Here is a 23,454-nt window from a genome sequence, read left to right on the forward strand (position 1 = left end):
CCGGCCCGTCGCGGGTGTCGCGCGCCGGGGGTCCACGCTCCCAATCTAGGCGCCTGCCCGGGCCCGGCCGTGCCGCCGGTCGTAGCGTGCGGGCATGACGACGACCTCCCCGGTCCGGTTGACCCAGCTCGCCGCCGGGGGCGGCTGCGCGTGCAAGGTGCCGCCGGGCGAGCTGGAGCGGGTCCTCGGGCACCTGGACGCCGGCCGGGCCGGCGGGGACCTGCTCGTCGGTCTGGACCACGGCGACGACGGGGCGGCCGTCCGGATCGACGGGGAGCGCGCGGTCGTGGTCACCGCCGACTTCTTCACACCCGTGGTGGACGACCCGTACGACTGGGGTCGCATCGCCGCCACGAACGCGCTCTCGGACGTGTGGGCGATGGGCGGTGAGCCGCTCGTCGCCGTCAACCTGCTCGCCTGGCCGCGTGACGTCGTACCGTTCGACGTGGCCGCCGAGGTGCTGCGTGGTGGCGCAGATGTCTGCACCGCGGCGGGCACGTACCTCGCGGGCGGGCACAGCATCGACGACCGGGAGCCGAAGTACGGCCTGGCCGTCACCGGCGTCGCGCACCCGGACCGCCTGCTGCGCAACGACGCGGGGACCGCGGGCACGCCGCTGACGCTCACCAAGCCGCTGGGGCTCGGTGTCCTCAACAACCGGCACAAGGCCACCGGTGAGGTGTTCGCGCACGCGGTGGAGGCCATGGTGACCCCGAACGGCGAGGCCTCCCGGGCCGCCCTGGCGGCCGGTGCCCGGTGCGCCACCGACGTCACGGGGTTCGGGCTGCTCGGGCACCTGCTCAAGCTGGCGCGCGCCAGCGGGGTCTGCGCCGTCGTCGACGCCGCCGCCGTGCCCTACCTGGACGACGCGCGCGAGTCCCTGGCCGAGGGGTTCGTCCCGGGTGGCAGCCGGCGCAACCTCGACTGGGTGCGCCCGCACCTGGCTGCGGGCCCGGGCGTCGGGGAGGACGAGCTGCTGCTGCTGGCCGACGCGCAGACCTCCGGTGGCCTGCTCGTGGCCGGCGAGGTGCCCGGGTACCCGGTCGTCGGCGAGCTCGTGCCCCGCCAGGAGGCCCTCCTGACCGTGCGTTGACATCCCGTCACGCCATCGAGCGCACTGTCGTCGCTGCGGTGCTACGTTGCCCGCACGGAGGGAGGCGGGTGCCATGACCTCGACGCGGGACCGGTCCCAGGACCGGCCGGGCGAGCGCACCGGCGCGCGTCAGGCGGCCCGCGACAGGGCCTTCCTCGGCTGGCCGGTGCTCCGCCAGCTGACCGGCGGCGACGTGCTCGGCCGGGGCACGGCCGCCCGCTCCCGGCGCACGGAGGAGCTGACCCCGCGCACGGCCACCGCCGACCGCGTCGCCCGCAGCGTCTGCCCGTACTGCGCCGTCGGCTGCGGTCAGAAGGTCTTCGTGAAGGACGAGCAGGTCGTCCAGATCGAGGGCGACCCGGACAGCCCGATCTCCCGCGGTCGCCTGTGCCCCAAGGGCTCGGCCAGCAAGAACCTCGTCACCAGCTCCCAGCGGGTCATGAGGGTCCGGTACCGCGCCCCGTACGCGACGCAGTGGCAGGACCTCGACCTCGACACGGCGATGGAGATGATCGCCGACCGCGTCGTCGAGGCCCGGCGGACGTGGTGGCAGGACACCGACGCAGACGGTCGCGTCGTCCGTCGCACCACGGGCATCGCGAGCCTGGGTGGCGCGACGCTGGACAACGAGGAGAACTACCTCATCAAGAAGCTGTTCACCGCCATGGGCGCGATCCAGGTGGAGAACCAGGCCCGTATTTGACACTCCTCCACCGTCCCCGGTCTGGGGACCAGCTTCGGTCGCGGTGGCGCCACCGGGTTCCAGCAGGACCTCGCCAACGCCGACTGCGTCGTCATCCAGGGCTCGAACATGGCCGAGGCGCACCCGGTCGGGTTCCAGTGGGTGATGGAGGCCAAGCGGCGCGGCGCGAGGGTCATCCACGTCGACCCGCGGTTCACCCGCACCAGCGCCCACGCCGACACGTTCGTGCCGCTGCGCGTCGGGTCGGACATCGTCTTCCTCGGCGCGATCATCAACCACGTCCTGAGCAACGAGCTGGACTTCCGCGAGTACGTGCTGGCCTACACGAACGCCTCGACGATCCTCAGTGACGGCTTCCAGGACACCGAGGACCTCGACGGCCTGTTCTCGGGCTTCGACCCCGCCGACCGGACCTACGACCCGACGTCCTGGCAGTACGCCGGGCAGGAGGACGAGGGGGCCAGCGAGCCCGACCACGACGAGCAGCGCGCGACCGCCCGGCCCATGGAGCACGAGTCGCACGGCATGACCGTGGAGGGTGACCCGCCGCGCGACGAGACGCTGCAGCACCCGCGCTGCGTCTACCAGGTCCTCAAGCGGCACTTCTCCCGCTACACCCCCGAGATGGTCGAGCGGGCCTGCGGGGTGTCGAGGGAGGTGTTCCAGGAGGTCTGCGACGCGTGGGTGACCAACTCCGGCCGCGAGCGGACGACGGCCCTCGTCTACAGCGTCGGCTGGACGCAGCACAGCGTCGGCGTGCAGTACATCCGCACCGGCGCGATCCTCCAGCTGCTGCTGGGCAACATGGGCCGGCCCGGCGGTGGGATCATGGCGCTGCGCGGGCACGCGAGCATCCAGGGGTCGACGGACATCCCCACGCTGTTCAACCTGCTCCCCGGCTACCTGCCCATGCCGGACGCCTCGCAGCACCGCAGCCTGGACGAGTGGATCGCCGGCACCGGGGACCCCGAGGCCAAGGGCTTCTGGAGCGGGGCCCGCTCGTACGGGGTCAGCCTGCTGAAGGCGTACTGGGGCGAGAAGGCCACGGCGGACAACGACTACTGCTTCGACTACCTGCCGCGCCTCACCGGCGACCACGGCACCTACCGCACCGTCCTCGACATGATCGACGGGAAGGTCTCCGGCTACTTCCTGCTCGGCCAGAACCCGGCGGTGGGCTCCGCGCACGGGCGCGCGCAGCGGCTCGGGATGGCCAACCTCGACTGGGTCGTCGTCCGCGACCTGTTCGAGATCGAGAGCGCCACCTTCTGGCGCGACTCCCCCGAGGTCGAGACCGGCGAGATCGTGCCCGAGGAGTGCCGCACCGAGGTCTTCCTCGTCCCCGCCGCCTCGCACGTGGAGAAGGAGGGCACCTTCACCCAGACCCAGCGGATGCTCCAGTGGCGGGAGAAGGCCCTGGACCCCAAGGGCGACTGCCGGTCCGAGCTGTGGTTCTTCTACCACCTCGGCCGGCTCGTCCGGGAGCGCCTGGCCGGCTCCACCGACGAGCGCGACCGGCCGCTGCTGGACCTGGCCTGGGACTACCCGCTGCACGGGGAGCACGGCGAGCCCGACGCCGAGGCGGTCCTGAAGGAGATCAACGGGTACGAGGTGGCGACCGGCCGGCCGCTGTCGTCGTTCACCGAGCTGCACGACGACGGGTCCACGGTCGGCGGGTGCTGGATCTACACCGGTGTCCTCGCGGACGGCGTGAACCAGGCGGCGCGTCGCAAGCCCGGCAGCGAGCAGTCGTGGGTGGCGCCGGAGTGGGGCTGGGTGTGGCCGGCGAACCGGCGGATCCTCTACAACCGCGCGTCGGCGGACCCGCAGGGCAGGCCGTGGTCCGAGCGCAAGGCGTACGTCTGGTGGGACGAGGAGGCCGGCCGCTGGACCGGCCACGACGTGCCCGACTTCGAGGTCACCAAGCCGCCGTCGTACCGTCCGGAGCCGGGGACGGGCGGTGTCGAGGGCCTCGCCGGCGACGACCCGTTCATCATGCAGGGCGACGGCAAGGGCGCCCTGTACGTGCCCGAGGGCCTCATCGACGGGCCGCTGCCGACGCACTACGAGCCGGTGGAGTCCCCGTTCGCGAACCCGCTGTACGGCCAGCAGGGCAACCCGACGCGGGTGGAGTACCCGCGCGCGGACAACCCGGTGAACCCGGGACCTCCGGACGCCGACCCGTCGGTGTTCCCGTTCGTGTACACCACCAGCCGCCTCACCGAGCACCACACCGCTGGCGGGATGAGCCGCTACCTCGAGTACCTGTCCGAGCTGCAGCCGGCGATGTTCGTGGAGGTCTCGCCGCAGCTCGCCGCCGAGCGCGGGCTGGAGCACATGGGCTGGTGCCACGTCGTCACCGCCCGCGCGGTCGTCGAGGGCCGCGTGCTGGTGACCCACCGGCTCCGGCCGCTGCGGGTGGAGGGCCGCACCGTGCACCAGGTGTGGCTGCCCTACCACTGGGGATCCGGCGGGCTGGTGACAGGCGACTCCGCGAACGACCTGTTCGGGATCTCCCTCGACCCGAACGTGCTCATCCAGGAGACGAAGGTGGGGACGTGCGACGTGCGGGCCGGTCGCCGTCCCACCGGGTCGGCGCTGCGGGACTACGTGCAGGACTACGTGCGCCGCGCCGGGGGCACGGCCCGGCTCGTCCCGCCGGTGGTGACGGCGTCCGACGCGGCGGTCACCGCCTCGGGCCGGGCCATGTCCGAGGAGGACGTCCCCACCGGTGACCAGGCGCCGGACGACGACGGGAGGCGGGACGCGTGATCGGCCGCAACAGCCTGTACGGCCCGGTGGACCCGGCACCCGACGCCGGCTACCAGGACCCCCCGCCGCGCAAGGGCTTCTTCACCGACACCAGCGTCTGCATCGGCTGCAAGGCGTGCGAGGTGGCGTGCAAGGAGTGGAACGCCGTCCCGGACGACGGCTTCGACCTGCTCGGCTCCTCCTACGACAACACCGGGGCGCTCGGGGCGTCGTCCTGGCGGCACGTCGCGTTCGTCGAGCAGCCGGCGGGACGTTCGAGGCGGCCACCCGTCGACCTGGGGATGCCGACGGTCCGTACCCCTGATGACCCCGGTGACCCCGGTGACCCCGGTGACGTCGACGAGGGCCGGCCGGCCGACGACGCGTCCGGTGGCGAGAAGCCCGACTTCCGGTGGCTGATGTCCTCGGACGTCTGCAAGCACTGCACCCACGCCGCCTGCCTGGACGTGTGCCCCACCGGGTCGTTGTTCCGCACCGAGTTCGGCACGGTCGTCGTCCAGGACGACATCTGCAACGGCTGCGGGTACTGCGTCGGCGCCTGCCCGTTCGGGGTGATCGAGCGACGTCACGGCCCGGACGGCGCGCGCAACGTCGGCATCGCCCAGAAGTGCACCCTCTGCTACGACCGGATCGGCGCGGGTCAGACGCCCGCGTGCGCGCAGGCCTGCCCGACGGAGTCCATCCAGTACGGGGACCTCGACGAGCTGCGCGAGCGGGCCGCCGCGCGCCTGCAGACGCTGCAGGACGCCGGCACCGACGGAGCCCGGCTCTACGGCGAGGACCCGCGGGACGGGGTCGGTGGCGCGGGCGCGTTCTTCCTGTTGCTCGACGAGCCCGAGGTGTACGGCCTGCCACCGGACCCGGTGGTGACCACCCGGGACCTGCCCGCGATGTTCAACCGGGCCACCGTGGCTGCGGTGACGCTGCTCGCCGGGGCCGTCGTGTCGTTCCTGGGACGGCGCGGGTGAGCGCCCCGCGTCCGGCCGGCGCCGGTGCCGCGCCCACCCCGGACGGACGCCGGGACCGCGCGCCCCGGGGCAGGCGGCACCGCGAGGGTGAGGCCTCGATGGTTCCGGAGGCGACGTTCACGTCGTACTACGGGCGGCCCGTCGTCAAGCCGGTGCCCTGGGAGGCGGACATCCCCGCCTACCTGTTCACCGGGGGCCTGGCCGCCGGGTCGAGCCTCCTGGCCGCCGGCGCCGACCTCACCGGGCGCCCGGGACTGCGCCGCAGCGCCCGGCTGACGGCCGTCGCGGCTCTCGCGGCCAGCCTGCTCGCGCTGGTCCGCGACCTCGGCAAGCCGTCCCGGTTCCTCAACATGCTCCGGGTCGCCAAGCTGACCTCCCCGATGTCCGTCGGCACCTGGATCCTGTCCGGCTACGGGCCCTTCGCGGGGCTCGCCGCCGCCGCCGAGGTCGTCGACCTGCTGCCGGCCGGGCGCACGTGGCGCCCGCTGCGGCTGCTGTCGGCCGCCGGGAGGCCGGCCGGGCTGGTCGCCGCGCTCGGCGCACCCCCGGTGGCCTCGTACACGGCGGTGCTGCTGTCGGACACGGCCACACCCTCCTGGCACGAGGCGTACCGCGAGCTGCCGCTGGTGTTCGTCGGCTCGGCCGCCGCGGCGTCCGGTGGTCTGGCGCTCGTCACCGCTCCACTCGCCGAGACCGGGCCGGCGCGCAGGCTCGCCGTCGGCGGGGCCGTGCTCGAGCTGGCCGCCGAGCACCGGATGGAGCGGTCGATGGGGATGACCGCCGAGCCGCTGCACCAGGGGACGGCGGGTCGGCTGATGCGGGCCAGCAAGGCCCTGACCGCCGCCGGGGCCGTCGGGGCCGCCCTCGGCGGCCGCAGCCGGGTCGTCTCGGCGCTGTCGGGACTCGCGCTGGTCGCCGGTTCCGTGTGCACCCGCTTCGGCGTCTTCGAGGCGGGCATCACCTCGGCGGAGGACCCGCGCTACACGGTGGTGCCGCAGCGTGAGCGGCTCGATCGGGAGGGACCCACGCGCACCGACGGCTGAGCGCCGACCAGACCTCGGCGTGACACCGGCGGACGCCGGTACGGGAGGGGACGACGGCTGACACGACGCGAGGCTCCGCGACCACGGCGCAGGACGCGACGACGCCCGGGGCCAACCGCTGGCTGCTCGTCGCCGGCGCGCTGCTGCTGCAGTTCTCGATCGGCGCCGTCTACGCGTGGAGCGGCTTCGGGAAGGCGCTGCAGGAGGCGTCGGAGTTCCGGCTGTCCGCCGTCGCGTCGTCCCTGCCGTTCACCGTGACCATCGGCATGATCTTCATCGGGACGTGGACGGGAGGGCGGCTGCAGGACCGCCGCGGACCGCGCGTCGTCGCCGTCCTCGGCGGCGTCGTGTACGCCGTCGGGATCGTGCTGGCGTCCTTCGCCCGTAGCGGCGACCAGCTGTGGCTGCTGGTCCTCGGGTACGGCGTCGTCAGCGGCTTCGGGCTCGGCGTGGCGTACATCGTGCCGATCGCCATGCTGCAGAAGTGGTTCCCCGACAAGCGCGGGCTCATCACCGGGTTGGCGGTCGGCGGTTTCGGCTTCGGCGCGGTGCTCACCTCCCCCGTCGCCCGCTGGCTGATCGAGCGCGACCCCGACGTCCCCACGGCGGCGTTCCTGCCCCTCGGCGTCGCCTACCTCGTCATGTCCCTCGTGGGTGCGTCGGTGTTCCGCAACCCTCCCCCGGGCTACACGGTGCCCGGCGCCGAGTCGGGCGAGGACCGCGAGGACCACGCCGCCGACTTCACGCAGGGGGAGGCGCTGCGCACCCCCCAGTGGTACCTGCTCACGGCGATCCTGACCCTCAACGTCACCGCCGGCATCGCCCTGATCTCCCAGGCCGCCGCGAGCGCCACGGACATCGCCGGGTTCGACGCCCTGGGCGCCGCGACCCTCGTCGGGGTCCTGGCGATCTTCAACGGCGCGGGGCGGATCGTGTGGGCGGCCGCGTCGGACCGCACCGGCCGGATGCCGGCGTTCGCGGGGATGCTCGGGCTGTCGGGTGTCTCGCTGCTCGTCCTGCCGCACGCGTCGAACGCGGCGCTGTTCGTCGTCCTCGCCTCGGTGGTGTACCTCTGCTACGGCGGCGCCTTCGGCACGATGCCGGCGACCGCGGGCGACTTCTTCGGGGTCACCCACGCCGGCGCCGTGTACGGGCTGATGCTCGTCGGCTGGAGCATCGGCGGCGTCCTCGGACCCGTCCTCGTGTCCTTCCTGATCGGGGACGACGCGTCCTACACGCTCGCGTACACGACCCTCGGGATCGTCGCCCTCGCGTCGGTGGCCCTCACGCTGGTCACGAGGCCGCCGCGCCGGCAGCGGTCAGGCGCCGCAGCCCGGGGCTGACCTGCTCGGTCACCCCGGTCCGGTCCAGGTGCTCGAGCAGGGGGACGGCGACCCGGCGGGTCGTGCCGAGCAGCTCGCGGGCCGCGGACACGGTGAACGGCTCGGCGAGCGCCCGCAGCGCCCGCGCCGCGCGGTCGTGGGCCCCGGCCGGCAGGACCACCTGGTCCGCGAGGACGACGACCCGGCCGGCCCGCTCGGCGGCCGCCAGCTCGCGGCGTCCCAGGCCCAGGTCGCGCAGGCGGTGCGCCTCCGGGGCGGCGAACGGCGCGTCCCGCCACGTGCGCGACAGGTCCGCCAGCGCCGCCTCGACGGGGGCGGGCAGGGCGGTCCGCTCGCGCCCGGTGAGGCGGCCGTCGCGGGACCGCAGCGACGTGCGCGCGACGACGGCGTCCAGCAGGGCGCCGTCCGGCAGCCCGAGCCGCTCCCGGACGACGTGGCGCGGCGCGCCGGGTTCCAGCGGGCGCTCGACCTCCCAGGCCGCGACCACGGTGGCGGCGCGTCCCGGCAGCCCGGCCCACACCTGCGGGTCGACGTACCAGCCGGGCACGACCGGGTCGGTGTCGGGGACCAGCCCGAGGCCGGCGGCGTCCGCGGCGGACAGCACTTCGCGCCGGGTGAGCTCGCGCCGCCACCGTGCGTGCGCGCCGTCCGCGCGGGTCAGCTGGGCGGCGCGCTCGGCGGCTCCGCGGCGCCCCCGGGCGGGTGGCGGGTCGACGTCGGCGACCCGCAGGCCGGCGACGACCTCGTGCCGGTCGGGGGCGCGCAGCAGGGCCCGGTCGCCCGCTGCGAGGGGCAGCGGCCGGTCGAGCCGCAGCCGCACGACGTCCGCCGCCAGGGGGCGCAGCCGGGCGGGGACGGCCGCCGAGCCGGTGTGCAGGACGAGGTGGCTCGGCGGGTCGTCGACGGGGCGGTCGAGGACGACGTCGAGCGCATCGGTGGCTCGCCACGGGGGCGCCACCGGTGTCCGGTCGGCGCGCCGCCCGGGCCCGAGCAGCGCGTCCCCCCGGGTGAGGTCGTGCCGGTCGACACCCCGCAGGTTGAGCGCGACCCGGGCCACGCCGCCGGCCCCCTCGACGTCCTCCCCGGTGACCTGCAGCGAGCGGACGGTGACCTGGCGGTCGTCCCGGGCCACCCGCAGCGTGTCGCCGCGGCGCACGGTCCCCGCCTGCAGGGTGCCCGTGACGACGGTCCCCGCCCCCCGGACGGTGAAGACCCGGTCGACCCACATCCGGACGGGTGCGTGCGGGTCCGGCGAGGGCAGCGCGCGCACCGTCGTCCGCAGCGCCGCTCGCAGCGCGTCGAGCCCGGCGCCGGTGACGGCGCTGACGGGGACGACGGTCGCGTCCCGCAGCCCGGTGGCGCCGAGCCGCTCGCGGACGACGGCGGCGGTGTCCCGCGGGTCGGCCAGGTCGCAGCGGGTCAGCGCCACGACGCCACGGGTCACCCCGAGCGCGTCCAGGGCGGCCACGTGCTCGGACGTCTGCGGCATCCACCCGCCGTCGGCGGCCACCACGAGCAGCACCGCGGGGACGGGCCCCACCCCGGCGAGCATGGTGGGGACGAAGCGCTCGTGCCCGGGGACGTCGACGAACGCGACGCGCTCACCGCCCGGGAGCGTCGTCCAGACGAAGCCGAGGTCGAGGGTCAGGCCGCGACGGCGCTCCTCCGCCCACCGGTCGGGCTCCGTGCCCGTGAGCGCGCGCACCAGGGTGGACTTGCCGTGGTCGACGTGACCGGCCGTGGCGAGCACGTGCACCGGCGCCACCCCCTGTCGTCCCACCGTGCGAGGGCCGTGGCGGAGGCGGACGGGAATCGAACCCGCCAGGCCCGTTCGTCACGGGCCTCGTCGGTGTTGAAGACCGCGCCGGCCACCAGGCCGAAGACGCCTCCCTGGGTGCGCCGGCCGACCGGCGCCCCCGCCGCGACCCTATCCCCGTCCCTCCGACCGCACCTTTCCACCGACCTGCGCCCCCGCGCCCCCTCCAGATCGCACCTTTCCAACACCCTGCGGTCCAGTCCCCCGTCCTGACCGCACCTTTCCAACAACCTGCGGTCCAGTCCCCCGTCCTGACCGCACCTTTCCAACAACCTGCGCTTCGAGGCAGCGCGGAGGTCCGGCGAGGAGCGGAGGACCCGACGGTCAGACGGACTGGAAGGCGACGGGGTACGCCGCGAGGCCGACGGGGGCGTCGGCGGCCAGCTGCAGCGCCTGGAAGGCCGGTCCGCCGTACGGGCCGACGATCCCGAGGTCCTCGGCGGGCCCGAAACCGAAGCGCCCGTAGTAGCCGGGGTCGCCGAGCACGACCACGAGGGTCTCCCCCGCCGACCGCGCCTCGCCGAGGAGCCGTCGCACCAGCGCCTGGCCGACGCCGCGCCGCTGGTGCTCGGGGTGCACGGCGACAGGTGCCAGCGCGACCGCCGGGGACCCGCCGACGTGCATGCGGCTGCCGAGGGCGTACCCGACCACCTCGCCCCCGTCGAGGGCCACGAGGCCCAGGCGCGGCAGCCAGGCGTCGCCGTCCGCCCGCAGCGCCTCCACGAGGAGGGTCTCCGCCTCCGCGCCCTCCTCGCCGCTGGCGAACGCCAGGTCGACGACCCCGGCGACCGCGGTGCGGTCGCCGGGCTGCTCGGCCCGGACGACGACCGCCACGGTCAGCCGGCCCTCCCGCCGGCCGTCCCGCCGGTCGTCTCAGCGGCGGTCTCGCCGGTGCGTGCCCGCGGGGCCGCGTCCACCCCCGCCTCCTTGCGCTGCTGGGCGGTGATCGGGGCGGGTGCGGCCGTCAGCGGGTCGTACCCGCCACCGGACTTCGGGAAGGCGATGACCTCCCGGATGGAGTCGGCGCCGGCCAGCAGGGCGACGATCCGGTCCCACCCGAACGCGATGCCGCCGTGCGGGGGCGCCCCGTAGGAGAAGGCCTCGAGCAGGAAGCCGAACTTCTCGTCGGCCTCCTCGCGGCTCAGCCCCATCACCTCGAAGACGCGCTCCTGGACGTCGCGGCGGTGGATACGGATCGACCCGCCGCCGATCTCGTTGCCGTTGCAGACGATGTCGTAGGCGTAGGCCAGCGCGTTGCCCGGGTCCTCCTCGAACCGGTCGAGCCACTCCGGCTTGGGCGAGGTGAACGCGTGGTGCACGGCCGTCCAGGCCCCGGACCCGACGGCGACGTCGTCGGTCTCGGCGGCCGGCTCGAACAGCGGCGCGTCGACGACCCACACGAGCTTCCACGCCGACTCGTCGACGAGCCCGACGCGGTGCCCGATCTCCAGGCGCGCGGCGCCGAGCAGCGCGCGCGAGGCCTTCGGCGCACCGGCGGCGAAGAAGACCGCGTCGCCCGGCGAGGCACCGACGTGCGCCGCGAGGCCGTCGCGCTCGGCGTCGGTGAGGTTCTTGGCGACCGGCCCGCCCAGCGTGCCGTCCTCCGCGACCGTGACGTAGGCCAGGCCCTTCGCGCCGCGCTGCTTCGCCCAGTCCTGCCAGGCGTCGAACTGGCGCCGCGGCTGGGAGGCCCCGCCCGGCATGACGACGGCGCCGACGTACGGCGCCTGGAAGACCCGGAACGGGGTGTCGGCGAAGTAGCCCGTGCACTCGACGAGCTCGAGACCGAAGCGCAGGTCCGGCTTGTCGGTGCCGTACCGGTCCATCGCGTCGGCGTACGTCATCCGCGGGAACGGCGTGGGCAGCTCGACGCCGACGAGGCGCCACAGCGCCACGAGGATCTCCTCGGTCAGGGTGATGACGTCGTCCTGGTCGACGAAGCTCATCTCGACGTCGAGCTGGGTGAACTCGGGCTGCCGGTCGGCGCGGAAGTCCTCGTCGCGGTAGCAGCGGGCGATCTGGTAGTACCGCTCGAGGCCGGCGACCATGAGCAGCTGCTTGAACAGCTGGGGGCTCTGCGGCAGCGCGTACCAGGAGCCGGGCTGCAGGCGGGCCGGGACGAGGAAGTCGCGGGCGCCCTCGGGGGTGGACCGGGTCAGGGTCGGCGTCTCCACCTCGACGAAGTCGTGCCGGGCCAGCACCTCGCGCGCCGCCGCGTTGACCTTGCTGCGCAGCCGCAGCGCGGCGGCCGGGCCCGGACGGCGCAGGTCCAGGTAGCGGTGGCGCAGCCGCGCCTCCTCCCCCACCTCGACGTGCTCGTCCACCTGGAACGGCAACGGCGCGGAGGCGTTGAGCACCTCGACCGAGTGGGCCAGCAGCTCGACCTCGCCGGTCGGCAGGGCCGGGTTCTCGTTGCCCTCGGGACGGCGCCCCACCTCGCCCGTCACCCGCAGGCAGTACTCGTTGCGCAGGCCGTGCGCGACCTCCTCGTCGCGGACGACGACCTGCATCACCCCCGAGGCGTCCCGCAGGTCGAGGAACGCCACCCCGCCGTGGTCGCGGCGCCGCGCCACCCAGCCGGTCAGGGTGACGGTGGTGCCGGCGTCGGACGCGCGCAGCGCGCCTGCCTCGTGGGTGCGGAGCACAGGGGGTCCTCTCGGGTCGTCCTCGGGTACGGGCCGCTCGCTCGGGCCACCCTCGATCTTACGGACGTCGCGCGCCGGCACCCCGACCGCGGCCCTTGACGGGACGCCGGCGGTCACGCCAGGATCGAACACGCGTTCGATGCGACGACCCTGGAGGCCGGTGTGGCTGACTTCGACTGGAGCATCCTCGAGCAGCGGTCGCTCGTCGCGATGCTGCGCGGCCAGCTCGGCTTCTCCTGGTGGGACCTCGACCGGCGACTCGACGGGCTGACGGACGACGAGCTGCGGTGGGAGCCGGCCCCGGGCGCGTGCGGCGTGCGACCGCGCGGGCAGTCACCGTCGCCTCGACCCGCGGGCCAGGGCACCCACCAGCTCGACTACGGCTACGACTCCGTGGAGGGGCCGCCGCCGCTGCGCACGATCGGCTGGCTTGTCGCCCACCTGACCGAGGTCTTCACCGAGCGGTGGGACTGGACGTTCGGCGAGCACCGCCTCCGCGTGGACGACCTGACCTTCCACACCGAGGCCGCCCCCGCGGTCGCCGGCCTGCGGGAGGCGGTCACCCGGTGGAGGGACCGGGTCGACGCACTCACCGAGGAGCAGGCGCTCACGGTCGGCCTGAGCCGGGCCACCGAGATCGACGCCGCTGCGCCGTTCGGCCACCTCGTCCTGCACCTGAACCGCGAGCTCATCCACCACGGCGCCGAGATCATGGTCCTGCGCGACCTGTACCGCGTGCGCTCGGCCGCTACCTGACGCCGCGTCAGGAGGAGGGCAGCACCACCCGGGGGTGCAGGTCCTCCGCGGGCGGCTCCCAGGTGCCGGGGTCCGCGTCGACCTGGTCACCGGACCGGATGTCCTTGACCTGGTCGGGACCGCCGTCCTGCCCGGGGAACCACACGAACGGGACGCCCCGGCGGTCGGCGAAGCGGATCTGCTTGCCGAGCTTGGCGGCCGTCGGTGACACCTGGGTGGCGATCCCCCGCGCCCGCAGCCGGTCGGCGACCTGCTCGGCCGCCACGCGGTCCTCCTCCGCCATCAGGGCCACGAGGACGCACGTCGGCACCGAGCGCGACGCCGTCAGCCCACGGGCGAAGAGCAGGCCCAGGGCCCGGGTGACCCCGAACGAGATGCCCACTCCGGGGTACGTCGTCCGGCCGTCGGAGGCCAGCGCGTCGTAGCGGCCGCCGGAGGCCACCGACCCGTACCGCTCGAAACCCTCCATCTGGGTCTCGTAGACGGTGCCGGTGTAGTAGTCGAGCCCCCGCGCGATCCGCAGGTCGGCGACCATCGCCCCCGGCGCACGGGTGGCGGCGACCTCCACGACCTGCCCGAGCTCGTCCAACCCCTCGGCCAGCAGGGGGTGCTCCACCCCGAGCGCGCGCACGCGGTCGACGAAGGAGGTGTCGGCGGTGCGGATCCCGGCCAGCCCCAGGCACGCCCGCGCCTGCGCCTCGTCCGCCCCCGCCTCGGCAGCCAGCGCCGCGGCGACGCCGTCCGGACCGACCTTGTCGAGCTTGTCCACGCACCGCAGGACGGCGGCCGGGTCGGCCAGGCCCAGCCCGCGGTAGAAGCCCTCGGCCAGCTTGCGGTTGCTGACCTGGATGGTCACCGGCGGCAGCCCGAGCTCGCGCAGCCGCCGGAACACCTCCGCCATGACCAGCGGCAGCTCCACCTCGTAGTGGAACGGCAGCTCGTCGCGGTCCACCACGTCGATGTCGGCCTGGGTGAACTCGCGGTACCGGCCCTCCTGCGGGCGCTCACCGCGCCAGACCTTCTGCACCTGGTAGCGGCGGAACGGGAAGGTCAGGTGGCCGGCGTTCTCCAGGACGTACCGCGCGAACGGCACCGTCAGGTCGAAGTGCAGCGCCAGGTCGCTCTCGCGCGCCGCGTCGTCCTCGTCCGGCGCCGCGAGCCGGCGCACGCCGTAGACCTCCTTGTCGATCTCGCCCTTGCGCAGCAGCTGCTCGACGGTCTCGACGGCCCGCGTCTCCAGCGAGCCGAACCCGTGCAGCTCGAACACGCGCCGGACGACGTCCAGCACCTGCTGCTCCACGATGCGCTGCGCCGGCGTCCACTCCGGGAAGCCCGAGATCGACGCGGGTCGCGCCATCAGCCCACCACCTCCAGCAGGAAGGGGTTCGTCGCCTTCTCCCGCGCCATCGTGGTGGCCGGACCGTGCCCCGGCAGCACCAGGGCGTCGTCCGGCAGCGGCAGGACGACGTCGCGCAGCGAGCGGGTCATCGCCTCCGGTGACCCGCCGGGCAGGTCGGTGCGGCCGATGCTGCCCGCGAACAGCACGTCCCCCGACAGCACCGTGGAGGTGGGCGAGGGGCCCTCGCCGACGCGCAGACCGTCGGGGACGTCGTCGAGGGCGAACAGCACCGAGCCCTCGGTGTGGCCCGGTGCGTGCCGCACCGTCAGCCCCAGCCCGGCCACGTCGAGCCGCTCGCCGTCGGTGACGGTGCGGACGTCGTCCGGCGCCTTCCAGCTCGCCGGCTGGCCGAACTGCGCCGCGAACATCGCGAGCAGGTCCGGGGCCAGCGACGCCAGGGGGTCCTCCAGCCGGTAGGCGTCGTCGCCGTGCACCAGCGCCGGGACGCCGGCGCCGCCGCACACGGGCGTCACCGAGTAGACGTGGTCCACGTGGCCGTGGGTGAGCAGCACCGCGGCCGGTCGCAGCCGTCGCTCACGGAGCACCTCCGACAGCTGGTCGAGCACCCCGATGCCCGGGTCGACGACGACGCACTCCTCGCCGTCGGCGGGTGCGAGCACGTAGCAGTTGGTGCCGAAGGCCTGCGCGGGGAAGCCGGTGACGATCACCGGCCGAGCCTACCCGCGGGGCGTCGTCCCCCTCCGAGGTCGTCCCGCTGCTTAGACTGCGACCCGGCCGGTCCCCGCCGGCCCCCGCGGTGTCGCGACACCGCGGTCGAGCACAGCGGACGGGCGAGGGTCGCCCGTCGGACCCTGGTGGACGGGAGCGTCGGTGTCACCGAGCAAGCGGGAGCGTGAGTACGCCCGCCAGCGCTACGCCAAGTGGCAGCAGCGCCGGGAGACCAAGGCCGAGCGGCGACGCCGGCGCCAGCAGACGGCGATGGCCGTCGGTGCCGCCGCCGCGGTGGTCGCCCTCGTGGCCGCCGTCTTCTGGGTGGTGCGCGACGACGACGGTGGCGACGACGGCGCGACGACCGCGGGCGACGTCCAGGACGGTTCGGACGGCGCGGAGGCGACGGACGGCGCGACACCGGGCTCCGAGCCCGTCCCCGACCCCGCGCTGGCCGAGGACCGCACCTGGACGTCGACCCTGTCCACCAGCGAGGGCGACATCACGCTCGAGCTGTTCGGCGACCTGGCACCGCAGTCGGTGGCCTCGTTCGTCCACCTGGCCCGGGAGGACTTCTTCGCCGGGACGAGCTGCCACCGACTGACCACCGAGGGCATCTTCGTGCTCCAGTGCGGCGACCCGACGGGCACGGGCACCGGCGGCCCCGGCTACGAGTGGGGCCCGGTCGAGAACGCCCCGGCGGACGACCTGTACCCGGCCGGGACCCTGGCGATGGCTCGTCAGGGCAACCGCGCCGACAGCCAGGGCAGCCAGTTCTTCATCGTGTACGAGGACTCCACCATCCCCTCCGACAGCGCCGGCGGGTACTCCGTCTTCGGACGGGTGACCGGGGGTCTGGACATCGTGCAGCGGATCGCCGCGGGCGGTCTGGCCGACGACGGGGTGGCCCCGCGGCTGCCCATCAGCATCGAAGGGGTGACGGTGCAGTGACCGACCAGCCGAACGCGGAGCAGGACTCCACCGACGAGCAGGCCGCCACCGCGGCGCCGACCGAGCCCGAGCAGCCCACCGACCCCGAGCAGCCCACCGACCCCGAGCAGCCCACCGACCCCGAGCAGCCCACCGACCCCGAGGCGACGGACCGGACGACGCCGCGGCCCGCCCCCCGTCCCGCCTCACCGGCAGCCGTTGCCCGGGCCGCCAGGCCTCGTCCGGGCAGCAAGGGTCCCAGGCCGGCACGGACCGCACCGGCGGTGCCGACGGCACCCGCGCTGAGCGACGCCGACCTGCTCGAGCGCGCCCGCCGGTGGGGGCGGGTCGACGCCGAGGGCACGGTGTACGTCCGCCGCGCCGACGGCGAGCACCCGGTCGGCTCCTACCCGGGTGCCTCGGACGACGAGGCCCTCGTCTACTTCGCCCGCAAGTACGCCGACCTCGAGGCCCAGGTCGCCCTGGCCGAGCAGCGCCTGTCCGTGCCGGACGCACCGGTCAAGGACGTCGCCCGCGCCGTGGAGAACCTGCGGCCGGCGGTGGAGGAGGCGCACGCGGTGGGCGACGTCGACGCCCTCGTGCAGCGGCTGGCCGCCCTCGACGAGCTGGTCGCCCTGCGGCGCAGGGAGGCCGAGGCGCGCCGTGCCGAGGCCAAGGAGCAGGCGCGCGTCGCGCGGCTCGCGCTGGTCGAGGAGGCCGAGCGGATCGCCGGCACCGACCCGGCGCGTATGCAGTGGAAGCCGTCCGGGGACCGGCTGCGGGTCCTCTTCGACGAGTGGAAGTCCGCGCAGCGCACCGGTCAGCGCCTCGACAAGCCCGTCGAGGAGGAGCTGTGGCGGCGGTTCAGCCACGCGCGCACCGCGTTCGACCGCGCTCGGCGGCACCACTTCGCCGACCTGGAGAAGCGGCACTCCGAGGCCAAGGCGGTCAAGGAGCGGATCGTCGTCGAGGCGGAGTCGCTCGCCGACTCCACGGACTGGGGGCCCACCAGCGCCGCCTACCGGACGCTGATGGACCGCTGGAAGGCCGCGGGTCGCGCCGCCCGCAAGGACGACGACGCGCTGTGGGCGCGCTTCCGCGCGGCGCAGGACCGCTTCTTCGGTGCCCGCAACGCCGAGCAGTCCCGTCAGGACGACGAGTTCCGCGGGAACCTCGAGGTCAAGGAGAAGCTGCTCACCGAGGCCGAGGCGCTGCTCCCGGTCACCGACCTCGACGCGGCCAAGCGCGCGCTGCGGGACCTCCAGGAGCGCTGGGAGGCGGCCGGCAAGGTGCCGCGCGCCGACCTCGGGCGCGTGGAGCGCAGGCTCCGGGCCGTCGAGCAGGCCGTCCGGGACGCCGAGGAGGACCAGTGGCGCCGCACCAACCCCGAGGCGCGTGCCCGCGCCGAGGGCGCGCTGGGCCAGCTCGAGGACGCGATCGCCGGCCTGGAGGCCGACCTGGCGGCAGCCCAGCAGGCAGGCGACCAGCGGCGGGTCAGGGAGGCCGAGGAGGCGCTGGCAGCGCGACGCGCCTGGTTGGAGCAGGTGCGTCGCGCGGCGGACGACTTCTCCGGCTGACCCTGCGGCAGCCGGGCGGCGGCCGTCCACAGCGCCCGCCGGCCGGCCCCGGCGGGCAGCGCGCTCCTGCTTGGCTGTGCGCGTGCACCCGAACCCGACCGCGTCCGTCGGCTCCGACGTCCGCTGGCTGCTCGCACCGAGGCCGGTGGCGGAGGTCGCGCTGCGACCCGGCCCCGGCCTTCCCGGCCCCGTCCTGCACCTGATGGCCCGGGCGGGTCACCTGCACCGCCTGTGCGAGGACGTGTACCTGCCCGCCGACTGCGAGCTGAGCACACGGGACCGAGCGCACGTGCTGCGACCGCTGCTCCCGACGTGGGCGGTCCTCGCCGGCGGGGCGGCGGCGTGGCTGCACGGCGGCCCCCGCCCCGAGCCGCCGTTCCTGCTGCTCACGGCCCGGCCCACCCGCGCGCGACGTCCCGGCCGGGACCTGCGGGTGGTCGAGTCCGTGCCCCGCGCGGATGACGTCACCGTCGTGCACGGGGTCCCGCTGACGACGAGGGCCCGCACGGCCGCGGACCTGGCGCGCGGGGCGCTCGGCGCGGCGGACCTGGCGGCGTTGCGCTGGCTGCTGGCGTGCCCCACCACCGCACGGGGCGCCCACCGGGTGCTGGCCGGACGCGACGGCACACGGCACCGGCGCGAGGCGCTGCGTCGGCTGCGTGCGCTGCGAGGGGACCGTCTCACCAGCCGACCGTCCGACGAGGCAGCGCCGTCCGACGAGGCAGCGACGCCCGACGAGGCCGGAAGGGGTCGCCCCGGCCCGGACGGGGGTCAGCCGGAGGTCGCCGCCGGCTCCGTCCGCTTGCCCGTCAGCCGGTAGACGTCGAAGACGCCGTCGATCCGACGCACCGCCGCCAGCACGTGCCCGAGGTGGGTGGGGTCGCCCATCTCGAACGCGAACTTCGAGATGGCGACCCTGTCCCGGCTCGTCGACACGGACGCGGAGAGGATGTTCACGTGGTGGTCGGACAGCACCTTCGTGACGTCCGCCAGGAGCCGGGACCGGTCCAGCGCCTCGACCTGGATCTGGACGAGGAAGACGCTCCCGGACCCCACGGACCACTCGACGTCGACGATCCGGTCGGGCTGGCTGAGGAGCCCGGACGCGTTGCCGCAGTCGCGCCGGTGCACCGAGACGCCGTGGCCGCGGGTGACGAACCCGAGGATCGGGTCGCCGGGGACGGGCGTGCAGCAGCGTGCGAGCTTGACCCAGACGTCGTCGACGTCCTTGACGACGACGCCCGGGTCACCGGAGCGGGGGCGGCGGGTCGGCGCCTGCGAGGGGATGGTGGCCTCGGCGAGGTCCTCCTCGGCCCCGTCGGCACCGCCGAGCGCGGCGACGAGCTTGCTGACGACCGAGGCGGCTGAGACGTGCCCCTCACCGATCGCCGCGTACAACGAGGACACGTCCGGGTGCCGCAGCTCGGAGGCGAGCGCCACGAGCGACTCGTGCGACATCAGCCGCTGGATCGGCAGACCCTGCTTGCGCATCGCCTTCGCGAGCGCGTCCTTGCCCTGCTCGATCGCCTCCTCGCGGCGCTCCTTGGAGAACCACTGGCGGATCTTGTTGCGGGCTCGGGGGCTCTTGACGAACGTCAGCCAGTCACGGCTCGGGCCGGCGCCCTCGACCTTGGAGGTGAAGACCTCGACGACGTCGCCGTTGTCGAGCTGGGACTCCAGCGGGACGAGCCGTCCGTTCACCCGGGCGCCCATCGTGCGGTGGCCGACCTCGGTGTGGACGGCGTACGCGAAGTCCACGGGCGTGGACCCGGCCGGCAGGGCGACGACGTCCCCCTTCGGGGTGAAGACGTACACCTCGCGGGCGTTGATCTCGAACCGCAGGGAGTCGAGGAACTCGCCCGGGTCGGACGTCTCGCGCTGCCAGTCCAGGAGCTGGCGCAGCCAGGCCATGTCGTTGACCGAGCCGGTCTCGCCCGCCGACTCGCCGCGGCCGTTGGCGACGTCCTTGTACTTCCAGTGCGCGGCGACACCGAGCTCGGCGCGGCGGTGCATCAGGTGGGTGCGGATCTGGATCTCGACCGGCTTGCCCTCGGGCCCGATGACCGTCGTGTGCAGCGACTGGTACATGTTGAACTTGGGCATCGCGATGTAGTCCTTGAACCGGCCGGGCACCGGGTTCCAGCGCGCGTGCAGCGCACCCAGGACGGCGTAGCAGTCGCGGACCGTGTCGACGAGCACCCGCACGCCCACCAGGTCGTAGATGTCCGCGAAGTCGCGGCCACGCACGATCATCTTCTGGTAGACGGAGTAGTAGTGCTTCGGCCGGCCCGTGACGACGGCCTTGATCTTCGCCGACCTCAGGTCCGCCGACACCGTCTCGCGGACCTGGGCGAGGTACTCCTCGCGGGCGGGCGCGCGGTCCGCGACCAGCCGGACGATCTCGTCGTAGACACCGGGGTAGAGGACGGCGAACGACAGGTCCTCCAGCTCCCACTTGATCGTGTTCATGCCGAGCCGGTGGGCCAGCGGGGCGTAGATCTCGAGGGTCTCGCGGGCCTTGCGCTGGGCGGACTGGGCCGAGACGTACCGCCAGGTCCGGGCGTTGTGCAGCCGGTCGGCGAGCTTGATGACGAGCACGCGGATGTCGCGGGCCATCGCGACGACCATCTTGCGGACGGTCTCGGCCTGCGCCGCGTCGCCGTAGGTGACCTTGTCGAGCTTGGTGACGCCGTCGACGAGCATCGCGATCTCGTCACCGAAGTCCTTGCGCAGGCGCTCCAGCGTGTACGGGGTGTCCTCGACCGTGTCGTGCAGCAGCGCGGCCGCGAGGGTCGGCGTCGTCATGCCCAGCTCGGCGAGGATCGTCGCGACGGCCACCGGGTGCGTGATGTACGCGTCACCGCTCTTGCGGCGCTGACCCCGGTGCGCCTCCTCCGCGACCGCGTAGGCGCGCTCGAGGACCGTCAGGTCGGACTTGGGGTGGTTGGCGCGGACGCTGCGCAGCAACGGCTCGAGCACCGGCGAGCTCGGCGTGGACCGCTGACCGAGGCGGGAGAGGCGGCGGCGCAGACCCGAGCCCGGCGCGTCGCTGCGCACCGGCCGAGCCGGTGCGCCCGGGACCTGCCCGCTCGGGGCGGTGCGAGCGCCGGCCGTCGTGGTCGAAGCGGAGGAGTTCGGGGCCTTGCTCGTCGTCGCGGAGGTGGTCGTGGCGGAGCCGCCGGCCGGCTGACCCGGCTGACCGGGGCCTGGGGGCGCGGCCCCCGTGGTCGGCGGCGCGTCGGCCGGCGCGGAGGGCACGGCCGCACGGGCGGCACCACCCGGCTTGGGGCGCGCGGAGGCCGCTGCGGACGTCGGCGTGATCACCTCGTCGGCCACTGGTCACCTCCCCAGATGACGGGGGGCCCCGTCATCTGGAGTCTACGGTGCCGCGATCTCCCGCTCGCCGCCAAGTCGGGGTATTGATAGGAGCCGCCCCTGGCGCCGGCCCCTATCAATACACGGCTAGTTAAAGCTCCACCCCACGAAGCCGCCTGTCCCCGTTATCGAGCGGGCTCGCAACTTGGGGTACCCCGAGGCGTTGTCCCACGGAGCGACGCCGCCACCCGAGCGACCGCAACTCGCTCGATACCAACGACCGGGCTGACCACTCACATAGCCGAGCACCTCGACACATACGCGCGTCATGGATCCCGGTTGCACAGACCACCTGTACGCGACGCTGCCACCTGGTCCGGCGATCAAGGCCCTGTCAGCCTGACTCGCACGCCCCCACGAGTTTCCGGGCGGAGCATATGCCGTTCCGACGCCACCCAGAATCTCCACTTGGCCGGCACCCGCCGCAATGGGATCCGTGACTTCGGAGGACCAGGTTTCGACGGCTGTCTGCGGACCCGACTCGGGTCCTACCGCATCTGAGGCTGCCGGCGAGAGTGAGGTCATCGCCATCACAAGCGCCAAACCCACTCCGCCACCGACCAGTCGCAACCTACGCATGAGCACCTCCGTGTAGTGACCGTAGGGCCAAATTGACAGAGGTAATGGCGCGAGTCAATGATCCTTTAAACGGAAATCACTGCATCGACTCGGCGCCCGTGTAGGCGCTTGCGCCCTTCGAGCGAAACGAGCTCAAGCAGGAAGACCACGGCGACGACCTCGCCACCGGCCCGTTCGACGAGCTCGCACGCCGCCGCGGCCGTGCCACCGGTCGCGAGCACGTCATCGACCACGACGACCCGCTGCCCCGCGACGAAGGCGTCGGCGTGCACCTCGATCTCCGCCGACCCGTACTCCAGGTCGTAGGCGCCGCGGATGGTCTGCCCGGGGAGCTTGCCCACCTTGCGGACCGGCACGAAGCCCGTGCCGTGCGCGAGCGCCACCGGCGTCCCGAGGATGAAGCCACGGGCCTCGACCCCGGCGACGAGCTCGGTGTCGTCGGGGACCAGTCCGCTGAGCGCCTCGACCGCCGACGCGAGGGCCGGACCGTCGGCGAGCAGCGGGGTGATGTCCTTGAAGACCACACCGGGCGAGGGGTGGTCGGGGACGTCCCGCAGGTGGCTGAGCAGCACCTGCTCGACGCTGCGGGCGCCGGCCGCGGGCGACGTGGCGCTCACCGGCGCCGAGACCGGTTCCGACGCGGCTGCTGGCGCTGACCGCGGGCCCCGCCGGACACTGGTCGCCGGGACCCCACGCGCGCCGCCTCACCGTCCTCGGTGTCGTCCTCGGCGACGTCCTCGTCGCGCTCGGCCGTGAGGACCGATCCGACCGGGCCGGAGGCGCCGACGGCGCCGGCCGGTACCGGGCTCTTGCGCCGTGCCTGCTCGACGCGCTCGGCCTGCTGCCGCACCTCCGGCTGGCGGCCGCGCAGCAGCACGTACACCGCCGGGGCGATGAAGATCGACGACAGCGTCCCGACGAGGGTGCCGACGAAGAGCGACAGCGAGATGTCGCGCAGCGTGCCCGCGCCGAGCAGGAAGGCCCCGATGAACAGGACGGACGCCACCGGCAGCACGGCCACCACGGAGGTGTTGATCGACCGCACCAGGGTCTGGTTCACGGCCAGGTTCACGGCCTCGGCGAAGGTCCGCTTCGTCGACGCCATCACGTGCTCGGTGTTCTCGCGCACCTTGTCGAACACGACGACGGTGTCGTACAGCGAGTACCCGAGGATCGTCAGGAACCCGATGACCGTGCCCGGTGTCACCTCGAACCCGGTGAGGGCGTAGATGCCTGCGCTGATGACCAGGTCGTGCGCCAGCGCGTACAGCGCCGCGACGGCCATCGCCCACGTCCGGAAGTACAGGGTGATCACGGCGGCGACCAGCGCGAGGAAGATCACCAGCCCGGTGACGGCCTGGCGGGTGACGTCCTGCCCCCAGCTCGGGCCGACGAACGAGGACGTCACCGACGACTCGGGCACGTCGTACGCCTCGGCCAGCTGCGACCGCAGCTCGTCGGTCTGCTCGTCGTCGAGCCGCTCGGTCTGGATCCGGACGCTGGAACCGCCGATCACCGACGCGCGGGGCGGCTCGGCGTCCGGGTAGGCGGAGCGCACGACCTCCTCGCCGAGGCCGACGTCCGGGTTCTCGGTGTCGGTGACCCGGAACTCCGACCCGCCGCGGAACTCGATCCCGGGGTTGAGGCCGAGGGTGAGGATGAGGCCGATGGAGACGGCGATCAGGGCGGCCCCGATCCCGGTGTACACCTTCCACCGGCGGACGAAGTCGAACGACCGGCGGCCCGTGTAGAGGTCGTTGCCGAACTGCGCGAAGCTGAACACCGC

Annotated in this window: 17 protein-coding genes and 1 tRNA gene; 9 read left to right on the forward strand and 9 right to left on the reverse strand. The window is 74.1% G+C overall.

Annotated elements, in window-relative coordinates; all coding sequences use genetic code 11:
• Positions 1–94: 94 nt before the first annotated feature.
• The 5 genes from selD to ACYVQV_RS04610 all read left to right on the forward strand — a co-directional run bounded on the left by selD (position 95) and on the right by ACYVQV_RS04610 (position 7,922).
• Positions 95–1,093: a selenide, water dikinase SelD gene (selD, locus tag ACYVQV_RS04590; protein ID WP_461022090.1), complete on the forward strand. Its 999-nt coding sequence runs from the start codon at positions 95–97 to the stop codon at positions 1,091–1,093.
• 73 nt (positions 1,094–1,166) lie between these two features.
• On the forward strand, positions 1,167–4,568 hold the full coding sequence (gene fdh / locus ACYVQV_RS04595; RefSeq protein WP_461022091.1) for a formate dehydrogenase: 3,402 nt from the start codon (positions 1,167–1,169) through the stop codon (positions 4,566–4,568).
• Positions 4,565–5,536 carry a 4Fe-4S dicluster domain-containing protein gene (locus tag ACYVQV_RS04600; RefSeq protein ID WP_461022092.1) on the forward strand — a complete coding sequence of 324 codons (972 nt, stop codon included), beginning with the start codon at positions 4,565–4,567 and terminating at the stop codon, positions 5,534–5,536. The genes fdh and ACYVQV_RS04600 overlap by 4 nt, the downstream gene beginning before the upstream one ends.
• Positions 5,537–5,634: 98 nt before the next feature.
• Entirely contained in the window at positions 5,635–6,579 is a 945-nt protein-coding gene (nrfD, locus tag ACYVQV_RS04605; protein WP_461022093.1) for an NrfD/PsrC family molybdoenzyme membrane anchor subunit, read from the forward strand.
• Between the two features lie 122 nt (positions 6,580–6,701).
• Positions 6,702–7,922, forward strand: coding sequence for an L-lactate MFS transporter (locus ACYVQV_RS04610; protein ID WP_461022228.1), 1,221 nt, complete (start codon positions 6,702–6,704; stop codon positions 7,920–7,922).
• Here ACYVQV_RS04610 and selB read toward each other — a convergent pair.
• From selB to aspS, 4 genes are all read right to left on the reverse strand, one after another.
• Positions 7,873–9,702 carry a selenocysteine-specific translation elongation factor gene (gene selB, locus ACYVQV_RS04615; RefSeq protein WP_461022094.1) on the reverse strand — a complete coding sequence of 610 codons (1,830 nt, stop codon included), beginning with the start codon at positions 9,700–9,702 and terminating at the stop codon, positions 7,873–7,875. The two genes, ACYVQV_RS04610 and selB, sit on opposite strands and share 50 nt — an antisense overlap.
• Positions 9,703–9,715: 13 nt before the next feature.
• A tRNA-Sec gene (locus ACYVQV_RS04620) sits at positions 9,716–9,812 on the reverse strand.
• A gap of 250 nt (positions 9,813–10,062) precedes the next feature.
• Positions 10,063–10,572, reverse strand: coding sequence for a GNAT family N-acetyltransferase (locus tag ACYVQV_RS04625; RefSeq protein ID WP_461022095.1), 510 nt, complete (start codon positions 10,570–10,572; stop codon positions 10,063–10,065).
• A 2-nt stretch (positions 10,573–10,574) separates the two neighbouring features.
• Positions 10,575–12,383 carry an aspartate--tRNA ligase gene (gene aspS, locus ACYVQV_RS04630; protein ID WP_461022096.1) on the reverse strand — a complete coding sequence of 603 codons (1,809 nt, stop codon included), beginning with the start codon at positions 12,381–12,383 and terminating at the stop codon, positions 10,575–10,577.
• Positions 12,384–12,545: 162 nt separating this feature from the next.
• On the opposite strand from aspS, the gene ACYVQV_RS04635 reads away from it, so the two are divergent.
• A complete protein-coding gene (locus ACYVQV_RS04635; RefSeq protein WP_461022097.1) occupies positions 12,546–13,139 on the forward strand; it encodes a DinB family protein in 594 nt (197 codons plus the stop codon).
• A 7-nt stretch (positions 13,140–13,146) separates the two neighbouring features.
• Here the strand turns inward: ACYVQV_RS04635 and hisS are convergent, their stop codons facing one another.
• Together hisS and ACYVQV_RS04645 are read right to left on the reverse strand one after the other, a co-directional pair.
• Positions 13,147–14,496, reverse strand: coding sequence for a histidine--tRNA ligase (gene hisS, locus ACYVQV_RS04640; RefSeq protein WP_461022098.1), 1,350 nt, complete (start codon positions 14,494–14,496; stop codon positions 13,147–13,149).
• Entirely contained in the window at positions 14,496–15,206 is a 711-nt protein-coding gene (locus tag ACYVQV_RS04645; protein ID WP_461022099.1) for an MBL fold metallo-hydrolase, read from the reverse strand. Before ACYVQV_RS04645 ends, hisS begins: the two co-directional genes overlap by 1 nt.
• A gap of 163 nt (positions 15,207–15,369) precedes the next feature.
• Between ACYVQV_RS04645 and ACYVQV_RS04650 the strand changes: the two genes are divergently transcribed.
• The 3 genes from ACYVQV_RS04650 to ACYVQV_RS04660 all read left to right on the forward strand — a co-directional run bounded on the left by ACYVQV_RS04650 (position 15,370) and on the right by ACYVQV_RS04660 (position 18,534).
• The gene (locus ACYVQV_RS04650; protein ID WP_461022100.1) at positions 15,370–16,158 is read left to right on the forward strand and encodes a peptidylprolyl isomerase; all 789 of its coding nucleotides are present in this window, start codon (positions 15,370–15,372) and stop codon (positions 16,156–16,158) included.
• Complete coding sequence (locus ACYVQV_RS04655; RefSeq protein WP_461022101.1) at positions 16,155–17,714, forward strand: DUF349 domain-containing protein; 1,560 nt, start codon at positions 16,155–16,157, stop codon at positions 17,712–17,714. The genes ACYVQV_RS04650 and ACYVQV_RS04655 overlap by 4 nt, the downstream gene beginning before the upstream one ends.
• A gap of 82 nt (positions 17,715–17,796) precedes the next feature.
• Positions 17,797–18,534, forward strand: coding sequence for a hypothetical protein (locus tag ACYVQV_RS04660; RefSeq protein WP_461022102.1), 738 nt, complete (start codon positions 17,797–17,799; stop codon positions 18,532–18,534).
• Here the strand turns inward: ACYVQV_RS04660 and ACYVQV_RS04665 are convergent.
• From ACYVQV_RS04665 to secF, 3 genes are all read right to left on the reverse strand, one after another.
• Complete coding sequence (locus tag ACYVQV_RS04665) at positions 18,486–20,744, reverse strand: RelA/SpoT family protein (RefSeq protein ID WP_461022229.1); 2,259 nt, start codon at positions 20,742–20,744, stop codon at positions 18,486–18,488. The two genes, ACYVQV_RS04660 and ACYVQV_RS04665, sit on opposite strands and share 49 nt — an antisense overlap.
• 989 nt (positions 20,745–21,733) lie before the next feature.
• A complete protein-coding gene (locus tag ACYVQV_RS04670) occupies positions 21,734–22,285 on the reverse strand; it encodes an adenine phosphoribosyltransferase (RefSeq protein WP_461022103.1) in 552 nt (183 codons plus the stop codon).
• Positions 22,282–23,451, reverse strand: coding sequence for a protein translocase subunit SecF (gene secF / locus ACYVQV_RS04675; protein ID WP_461022104.1), 1,170 nt, complete (start codon positions 23,449–23,451; stop codon positions 22,282–22,284). Before secF ends, ACYVQV_RS04670 begins: the two co-directional genes overlap by 4 nt.
• Positions 23,452–23,454: the final 3 nt, after the last annotated feature.

The sequence above is a fragment of the Thalassiella azotivora genome (assembly GCF_054781695.1).

What these genes read in the sequence shown, in the direction of transcription:
- selD (WP_461022090.1), top strand. Translation starts at nt 95, where the DNA reads ATGACGACGACCTCCCCGGTCCGGTTGACCCAGCTCGCCGCCGGGGGC.
- hisS (WP_461022098.1), bottom strand. Translation starts at nt 14,496, where the DNA reads ATGGCGCGACCCGCGTCGATCTCGGGCTTCCCGGAGTGGACGCCGGCG.
- nrfD (WP_461022093.1), top strand. Translation starts at nt 5,635, where the DNA reads ATGGTTCCGGAGGCGACGTTCACGTCGTACTACGGGCGGCCCGTCGTC.